Raw genomic sequence first — 7,027 nt, 5'->3', positions numbered from 1 at the left:
GGCAGGGGCCTGCCGGTGTCAGTCCCGGCCGCCCTGGTCGCCGGCCGGCCAGACGCCGGTCGAGCGCTCGATGGCCTTCGCTCCCGTGCGGTCCACCGCACTGCGCACCACGGCGAACAGGGCACCCTGGACCGCCGCGGCGAGCAGGATCTCTCCCCAGCCGCGGTCCCGGTCCAGCGCGTCGGGCGCGTCCTCCTCGTGCCGCAGCGCCATCCACGTCTTGCGGAACGCGAGCCCGGCGATCGCACCGCTGGCCCATCCCATGGCGAACCCGAGGGGCTTGTAGGCGAGGGGCAGCTTCATCTTGCTCTTCTTCGTCTTTGCCACGTCTGTCTCCTTCGTCGGTCAGGGCCGGCCCGGCGCGGCGATCTCCTCGTCCGCCGGGACGGGCCCCGGCGGCGTCCCGTCGCCGAACGGCCGGCCGCCCAGCTCCGCACGGTGATGAGGCGTCAGCCACCCGGACAGGTCCGGCCCGAGTGGCACGATCCGGGTCGGGTTGATGCCGGTGTGCACCTGGTAGTAGTGCCGTTTGATGTGGTCGAAGTCGACGGTGTCACCGAAGCCGGGCGTCTGGTAGAGGTCGCGGGCGTACGCCCACAGGACCGGATTCTCCGCGAGCTTCCATCGGTTGCACTTGAAGTGGCCGTGGTAGACGGCGTCGAAACGGACCAGGGTGGTGAACAGCCGGATGTCCGCCTCGGTGATCGTGCCGCCGACCAGATAACGCTGCCGCTCAAGTCGCGGCGTCAGCAGCTCCAGCCGCCGGAAGACACCGGCGCACGCGGCCTCGTACTCCTCCTGGTCCGTGGCGAAACCCGCCCGGTACACACCGTTGTTGACGTCCTCGTAGACGTCCGCCATCACCGAGTCGATCTCGTCACGCAGGGCGTGCGGATACAGGTCGGGCGCGCCGTCGCGGTGCAGGGCCCGCCACTCGGTGGCCAGGTCCAGGGTGAGCTGCTGGTAGTCGTTGGTGACCAGTTTCCCGCTGGGTACGTCCACGATCGCGGGCACGCTCACACCGCCCGGGTAGCCGGTCTCCCGCCGGTCGTAGGCCTCGCTGAGGAAACGGAAGCCGAGGACCGGGTCGCGGCCGTCCGGGTCCAGGGAGAAGCGCCAGCTGCGGTCGTCCTGGATCGGGTCGGCGACGCCCAGGGACAGGGCCTCCTCGAGGCCGAGCAGCCGACGCGAGACCAGCGCCCGGCTCGCCCATGGACACGCACGGCTGGCCACCAGCCGGTAACGGCCCGCCTCCACCGGCCACCCGTCCCGGCCGTCCGCCGTGATCCGGTCCGCGAAGTGGCTCTTGGACCGCTTGAACGCCGTCTGTCCGTAGCTGCTGTTGCCCCCGCCGCCCATGATTCCTCCCTGCGTCGCGTGTCCCCTGATGACCGGGTTCCCCGCATTCCCTCGATTCCCCCGAATTCCGCGCGCGCGGTGTGAGCCGCCACGAGAGGGGCAGTCGGCGAAGGTGAGCGGGACATCCTCGACATCCTCGGACGACAAAACCGATCGCAGGACACACGTCACCGTGCTGGTGGCGCTCGCCGCCAATCTGCTGATCGCGGTGGCCAAGGCCGTCGGCGGCCTGCTGGCCGGATCGCCGGCGTTGCTGTCGGAGGCGGCGCACTCGGTGGCCGACAGTTTCAACGAGGTCTTTCTGCTGGCCGCGCTGCGCCGCAGCCGTCGCCCGGCCGACAAGCGGCATCCCTTCGGCTATGGCAAGGAACGGTTCTTCTGGTCGCTCCTGGCAGCCGTTGGGATCTTCGTCATGGGCGGCTGCTTCTCCTTCTTCCAGGGCGCCGAGGCCCTCAAGAACGGGGCCGAGGAGAAACTGAGCGGTTATGTCGCGGGTCTGATCGTGCTGGGGGTCGCCTTCGTCGCGGAGGGCATCTCACTGGCGCGGGCCCTGCACCAGGTGTGCCGCCAGGGCGGCACACAGGGCATGCGTGACCCCGCGCTGCGCACGGTGGTCGCCGAGGACGGCACGGCGGTGCTCGGCGTGACGCTGGCCGCCGCGGGCATGGCGCTGCACATGGTCACCGGGCAGGTGGTGTGGGAGGCGTCCGCCTCGCTGGCGATCGGCGTGCTGCTCGTCTTCGTCGCCTACCGCCTGGGCCGCGAGGCCCGCGACCAGCTGATCGGGGAGTCCGCCGACCCGCGCACGGCGGCCCGGATCCAGTCCCTGCTGGAGGCGCAGCCCGAGATCGACAGCGTGGAGGCGCTGTTCACGATGAAGACGGGCCTCGACACCGCCCTCGTGGCCGCCCGCGTCGACCTGGTGCCCGGCCTGGACAGCGAGCAGGTCGAGGAGGTCGCGGTGCGGATCAAGCGGTCCCTCGCGAACACCGTGCCCGAGGCCGCCGAGATCTTCCTCGACATCACCGACCGGCCGGCCGATGAGGCACGAGAAAGCCCCGCCGCGACGGGGGAACGCGGCGGGGCCTGACGCACGCGTGCCCGGCGCCACCGGGTTCATGCGTCCTCGAACGATGATTTTTTCCGGCCCGGCTCAGCCGCCGGTCGGGCGGCTCTTGGAGCGTCTGGTGCCGGGACGGCCGAACCCGGCCCGGATCAGTGCTCCCCGTCGACCGGTTCCAGCACGAACACCGGGATCTCCCGGTCCGTCTTCTTCTGGTAGTCGGCATACGGTGGATACGCCGCCACGGCACGCTCCCACCACTCGGCCTTCTCGGCGCCGGTGACTTCGCGGGCCGTCATGTCCTGCTTGGCGGGCCCGTCCTGGAGCTCCACACGGGGATCTGCCCTGACGTTGTGGTACCAGACCGGGTGCTTGGGCGCGCCGCCCTGCGAGGCGACCAGGGCGTACCGACCCTCGTGCTCGACGCGCATCAGAGGCGTCTTGCGGATCTTGCCACTCTTCGCACCCCGGGTCGTGACCAGGACGACGGGCAGCCCGGTGTCGAGGAGCGTCGTCCCCTTCGTGCCGCCGGAGCTCTCGTACAACTCCACCTGATCGCGTACCCACTGCTGCGGGCTGGGTTCGTACTCGCCCTCAAGAGGCATGTCATCCGTCCCATCGTCGAGTTCTGCAGCTGACTGGCACCGCTTCAACACCGGTGCGTGCAAGATTCATCCATACCGCACTGCCCTCCGGGGTCGTGATCACGCCACGCGTCAGCAGCTCGGTCACCGGCCGACCCCACAGCGGCTCCGGGCATGGCCGGATTATGGAGGCGGCCGACGCCGCCCCGGCCCGATTCAGATGCACGAGCGAGCATCCCCGGCCAGAATGCCCGCGCCACCGATCTGGCCGAACTTCACGTCGTCCCATAGATGCCCCGGGCATCTAATGAAGATCTGCACGACGCACTCTTCGTCTGCGAGGTCTTCCATGACGGAAACGGAACCCGTCGCGTTCCCCCAGGACCGGACCTGTCCCTACCACCCGCCCAACGCCTACGACCCGTTGCGCGCCACCCGCCCACTGAGCCGGATCACGCTCTACGACGGCCGTCCGGCCTGGCTCGTCACCGGGCACGCACTCGCCCGCGAGCTGCTCTCCGACCAGCGGCTGTCCACCGACCGCACCCATCCCGACTTCCCGGCGCCCACCGAGCGGTTCGCCGCCGTGAGGAACCGCAGAGTCGCGCTGCTCGGCGTCGACGACCCGAAACACCGCACGCAGCGGCGGATCATGGTGCCCAGCTTCACCCTCAGGCGCGCCGTCGAACTGCGGCCGCAGATCCAGCGGATCGTGGACGAGCGGCTCGACGCGATGATCGCGCAGGGGCCGCCCGCCGAGCTGGTGAACGCCTTCGCGCTGCCCGTGCCGTCGATGGTGATCTGTGCGCTGCTCGGCGTCCCGTATGCCGACCACGAGTTCTTCGAGGGACAGTCACGCCGGCTGCTGCGCGGCCCCACGGTCGACGATGTGCAGGACGCGCGCAACCAACTGGACGCGTACTTCGAGGAGCTGATCGACAGCAAGCTGAAACAGCCGGAGCCCGGCGAAGGAGTGCTGGACGAACTGGTCCACCAGCAGCTGCGCGAGGGAGTGCTCGACCGTCAGGAGGTCATCTCGTTCGCGACCATCCTGCTGGTCGCCGGCCACGAGACGACCGCCAACATGATCTCCCTGGGTACCTTCACCCTCCTGCAGCACCCCGAGCAGCTGGCCGAGTTGCGCGGCGACCCGGAGCTCCTGCCCGGCGCCGTGGAGGAGCTGATGCGCATGCTGTCCATCGCGGACGGCCTGCTGCGCCGGGCCACCGAGGACATCGAGGCCGGCGGCACGACGATCCGGGCGGGCGACGGCGTGGTCTTCGCAACCTCGGTCATCAACCGCGACGAGGACGTCTACCCCGCCCCGGACACCCTCGACTGGCACCGCTCAGCCCGCCACCACGTCGCCTTCGGCTTCGGCATCCACCAGTGCCTCGGCCAGAACCTGGCCCGCGCCGAGCTGGAGATCGCCCTGCACACCCTCTTCGACCGGCTGCCCACGCTGCGCCTGGCCGCCCCGGCCGACGAGATTCCCTTCAAACCCGGCGACACGATCCAGGGGATGCTGGAACTCCCCGTGACCTGGTAAGAGGCTCAAGGCCATGCACACCGACACGCACATCGAGATCGACAAGGACGTCTGTATCGGCGCGGGCCAGTGCGCCCTGGCCGCCCCGGGCGTCTTCACCCAGGACGACGACGGATTCAGCGCGCTGCTGCCGGGACGGGAGGACGGCGGCGGCGACCCGATGGTGCGGGAAGCGGCCCGGGCCTGCCCGGTCGGCGCGATCACCGTTTCCGGGGGCTGAGAGCCCGAGACTCAGCCCGCCCGCAGCAGCAGGCGTGCCGCCTCGCGTGCCTGTCGGGCGGGCTCGGTGCTCTGTGTGATCCCGGCGGTGACCATGGCGCCCTCGGCCAGCAGGAACAGCTGCCCGGCCAGGGCGCCGGGCAGCTCCGCGTCCGCCACGAGCCCGGCGAGATACTCCCGGAACGCCCCCTTGTGCGCCCGCACCTGGGCCGCCACCCGGGCCGACGAGGCGCCCAGCTCGCCGTAGGAATTGATCCACGCGCACCCACGGAAGCCGTCCTCGCCGAACCACAGCTCCAGCCAGTCGAAGACCGCCAGGATCCGATCCTCGGGCACCTCCTGCCGCTCGACGAACTCGGCCAGCCGGCCGCGCCAGCGCACGTCGCGCCGCTCCAGATACGCCTCCACCAGCTGCTCCTTCGCCGGGAACAGCTGGTAGAGCCGTTTGAGCGAGACCCCCGAGGCGCCGCGGATGTCGTCCATGCCGACGGACTGGATGCCCCGGCTGTAGAACAGTTCCTCCGCGGCATCCAGCGCCTGCTCCCGGGCGACAGCACTGTCCATGACGGCCATGCGGCGTACGACCTCCTCTTGATGTGTTCGCTTGACGCGAGAACGGGCGTTCTCCTACGGTAGCAGCCCCGGGGAGAACGCTCGTTCTCCGCCGCTGTACGCCCTTCGAGGAGGATTCATGGCCGACGACCGCCCGCCCCTGCCCCCCTTCACCCGCGAAACGGCCGTGCAGAAGGTTCAGGCCGCCGAGGACGCCTGGAACACCCGCGACCCGCACAAGGTGGCGCTCGCCTACTCGCAGGACTCGGTGTGGCGCAACCGCGACACCTTCGTCACCGGGCGGGCCGAGATCGTCGAGCTCCTGACGGCGAAGTGGGAGCGCGAGCTGGACTACGCGCTGCGCAAGGACCTGTGGGCCTTCGACGGCAACCGCATCGCGGTCCGCTTCCAGTACGAGTCCCGCGACGCCGACGGCCGGTGGTGGCGCTCGTACGGCAACGAGCTGTGGGAGTTCGACGAGCACGGCCTGATGACCCGGCGCGAGGCAAGCATCAACGACGTGCCCATCGAGGAGAAGCAGCGCCGCATCCACGGCCCGCGGCCCGAGGCCGAACGGGGACGGTCCTTCCCGCTCGCCTAGCGTTCCCGGTGAGTAGGGTTTCGCGGATGACCGAACAGGCCGAGAAGCCCTTTCTCTACGTCGTCGTGTGCGCCGCCGGGATCGCCGCGGACGTCAGCTAGCTGATCACCGCCGCACAGGAGCGGGACTGGGAGGTCGGCGTCATCGCCACACCGGTCGCCATGAACGGCTTTTTCGACACCGCCGCCGTCCAGGCGCAGACCGGCCGCCCCATACGCTCCGCCTGGCGCACCCCCGGCGACCCCCGCCCCTTCCCGCCGCCGGACGCCGTCGTGGTCGCGCCCGCCACCTTCAACACCGTCAACAAATGGGCGGCCGGGCTCGCCGACACCCTCGCGGTGGCCACCCTGTGCGAGGCCTACGGCCTGGGCGTCCCCGTCGCCGTACTCCCGTGCGTGGCCGACGCGCTGGCCGCCCATCCCGCCTACCAGGACAGCCTGCTACGGCTGCGCGGGATGGGCGTCCGGTTCGGCGAGCCGTACTCCGGCGAGCCGGAAGTGGGCGGCACCCGGCCGGAGTTCGGCTGGGAGCGGGCGCTGGACCTGATCGAACGGTGGTGAAGGGTCAGGCGCAGCCGACCGTCGGACCCGCCAGCATGCCCCCGGTGTACAGCGCCTGCCCCTGCGGCATCCAGTAGCCCAGCTTGGAGACGACCGTCGAGCAGGCGGACCCGACCGAGACCCGGACCACGACCGTGGCCGGGTGACCCGGCTGCAGGTCGGTGAGGGCGCAGTCGAGGGCGTACGCATTCCTGGTCGCCGCGGGATAGCGGCCGGTCAGCGGGTTGACGCAGCGGGCGTCCGACGTGGACAGCCGCACCCCCGAACTCTCCTCCCCGATCAGCCCGAACCGCGCGCTGCCGTCCCCCTGTTCGCTGTCACGGTGGATCCGGTACGTCAGCGTGGTCGCCGCACCGCGCTGCAGCGTGGTCCGGTCGACCTCGATGCGGTGCGTGGCCGGCGGCTTGGGTGCGGTCAGGGTCAGCGTGGCGTGGACGGTGCCGTGCAGGTTCAGCCCGGCGGGTGACGACTTCACGCGGACGTCGGCCGTCACGTCGTACGTCCCCGGGCCGGGATACTCGCCGCCTCCGGGAAGCTTCC

Annotated in this window: 8 protein-coding genes and 2 pseudogenes; 5 read left to right on the top strand and 5 right to left on the bottom strand. The window is 70.5% G+C overall.

The genetic code is table 11. The features are described from left to right. Nucleotides 1-18: 18 nt before the first annotated feature. Both AB0N07_RS49130 and AB0N07_RS49125 read right to left on the bottom strand, forming a co-directional pair. On the bottom strand, nt 19-303 hold the full coding sequence (locus tag AB0N07_RS49130) for a DUF4235 domain-containing protein (RefSeq protein WP_365847245.1): 285 nt from the start codon (nt 301-303) through the stop codon (nt 19-21). A 42-nt stretch (nt 304-345) separates the two neighbouring features. After that, entirely contained in the window at nt 346-1,359 is a 1,014-nt protein-coding gene (locus tag AB0N07_RS49125) for a glutathione S-transferase C-terminal domain-containing protein (RefSeq protein ID WP_365847241.1), read from the bottom strand. Between the two features lie 112 nt (nt 1,360-1,471). On the opposite strand from AB0N07_RS49125, the gene AB0N07_RS49120 reads away from it, so the two are divergent. Further along, the gene (locus AB0N07_RS49120; RefSeq protein ID WP_365847239.1) at nt 1,472-2,449 is read left to right on the top strand and encodes a cation diffusion facilitator family transporter; all 978 of its coding nucleotides are present in this window, start codon (nt 1,472-1,474) and stop codon (nt 2,447-2,449) included. Between the two features lie 125 nt (nt 2,450-2,574). Here AB0N07_RS49120 and AB0N07_RS49115 read toward each other — a convergent pair whose 3' ends face one another. Further along, nucleotides 2,575-3,027 carry a nitroreductase family deazaflavin-dependent oxidoreductase gene (locus tag AB0N07_RS49115; RefSeq protein ID WP_365847237.1) on the bottom strand — a complete coding sequence of 151 codons (453 nt, stop codon included), beginning with the start codon at nt 3,025-3,027 and terminating at the stop codon, nt 2,575-2,577. Between the two features lie 328 nt (nt 3,028-3,355). Between AB0N07_RS49115 and AB0N07_RS49110 the strand changes: the two genes are divergently transcribed. Together AB0N07_RS49110 and AB0N07_RS49105 are read left to right on the top strand one after the other, a co-directional pair. Further along, nucleotides 3,356-4,555, top strand: coding sequence for a cytochrome P450 (locus AB0N07_RS49110; RefSeq protein WP_365847235.1), 1,200 nt, complete (start codon nt 3,356-3,358; stop codon nt 4,553-4,555). A gap of 13 nt (nt 4,556-4,568) precedes the next feature. Next, a complete protein-coding gene (locus AB0N07_RS49105) occupies nt 4,569-4,775 on the top strand; it encodes a ferredoxin (protein ID WP_365847233.1) in 207 nt (68 codons plus the stop codon). Between the two features lie 11 nt (nt 4,776-4,786). Here AB0N07_RS49105 and AB0N07_RS49100 read toward each other — a convergent pair whose 3' ends face one another. Beyond that, nucleotides 4,787-5,338 carry a TetR/AcrR family transcriptional regulator gene (locus AB0N07_RS49100; RefSeq protein WP_365847243.1) on the bottom strand — a complete coding sequence of 184 codons (552 nt, stop codon included), beginning with the start codon at nt 5,336-5,338 and terminating at the stop codon, nt 4,787-4,789. A 127-nt stretch (nt 5,339-5,465) separates the two neighbouring features. Between AB0N07_RS49100 and AB0N07_RS49095 the strand changes: the two genes are divergently transcribed. After that, the gene (locus AB0N07_RS49095; protein WP_365847231.1) at nt 5,466-5,927 is read left to right on the top strand and encodes a nuclear transport factor 2 family protein; all 462 of its coding nucleotides are present in this window, start codon (nt 5,466-5,468) and stop codon (nt 5,925-5,927) included. A 26-nt stretch (nt 5,928-5,953) separates the two neighbouring features. Then, a pseudogene (locus AB0N07_RS49090) lies at nt 5,954-6,487 on the top strand (flavoprotein). A 4-nt stretch (nt 6,488-6,491) separates the two neighbouring features. Here the strand turns inward: AB0N07_RS49090 and AB0N07_RS49085 are convergent. Then, nucleotides 6,492-7,027, bottom strand: a pseudogene (locus AB0N07_RS49085) (hypothetical protein); the annotation flags it as partial.

Source organism: Streptomyces sp. NPDC051172, assembly GCF_040682555.1.
GTDB lineage: Bacteria > Actinomycetota > Actinomycetes > Streptomycetales > Streptomycetaceae > Streptomyces.
This window is presented reverse-complemented; position numbering and strand designations above follow the sequence as displayed.

Coding starts and splice junctions, on each gene's coding strand:
- AB0N07_RS49130 (WP_365847245.1), bottom strand. CDS start 303: ATGAAGCTGCCCCTCGCCTACAAGCCCCTCGGGTTCGCCATGGGATGG.
- AB0N07_RS49125 (WP_365847241.1), bottom strand. CDS start 1,359: ATGGGCGGCGGGGGCAACAGCAGCTACGGACAGACGGCGTTCAAGCGG.
- AB0N07_RS49115 (WP_365847237.1), bottom strand. CDS start 3,027: ATGCCTCTTGAGGGCGAGTACGAACCCAGCCCGCAGCAGTGGGTACGC.
- AB0N07_RS49110 (WP_365847235.1), top strand. CDS start 3,356: ATGACGGAAACGGAACCCGTCGCGTTCCCCCAGGACCGGACCTGTCCC.
- AB0N07_RS49105 (WP_365847233.1), top strand. CDS start 4,569: ATGCACACCGACACGCACATCGAGATCGACAAGGACGTCTGTATCGGC.
- AB0N07_RS49100 (WP_365847243.1), bottom strand. CDS start 5,338: ATGGACAGTGCTGTCGCCCGGGAGCAGGCGCTGGATGCCGCGGAGGAA.
- AB0N07_RS49095 (WP_365847231.1), top strand. CDS start 5,466: ATGGCCGACGACCGCCCGCCCCTGCCCCCCTTCACCCGCGAAACGGCC.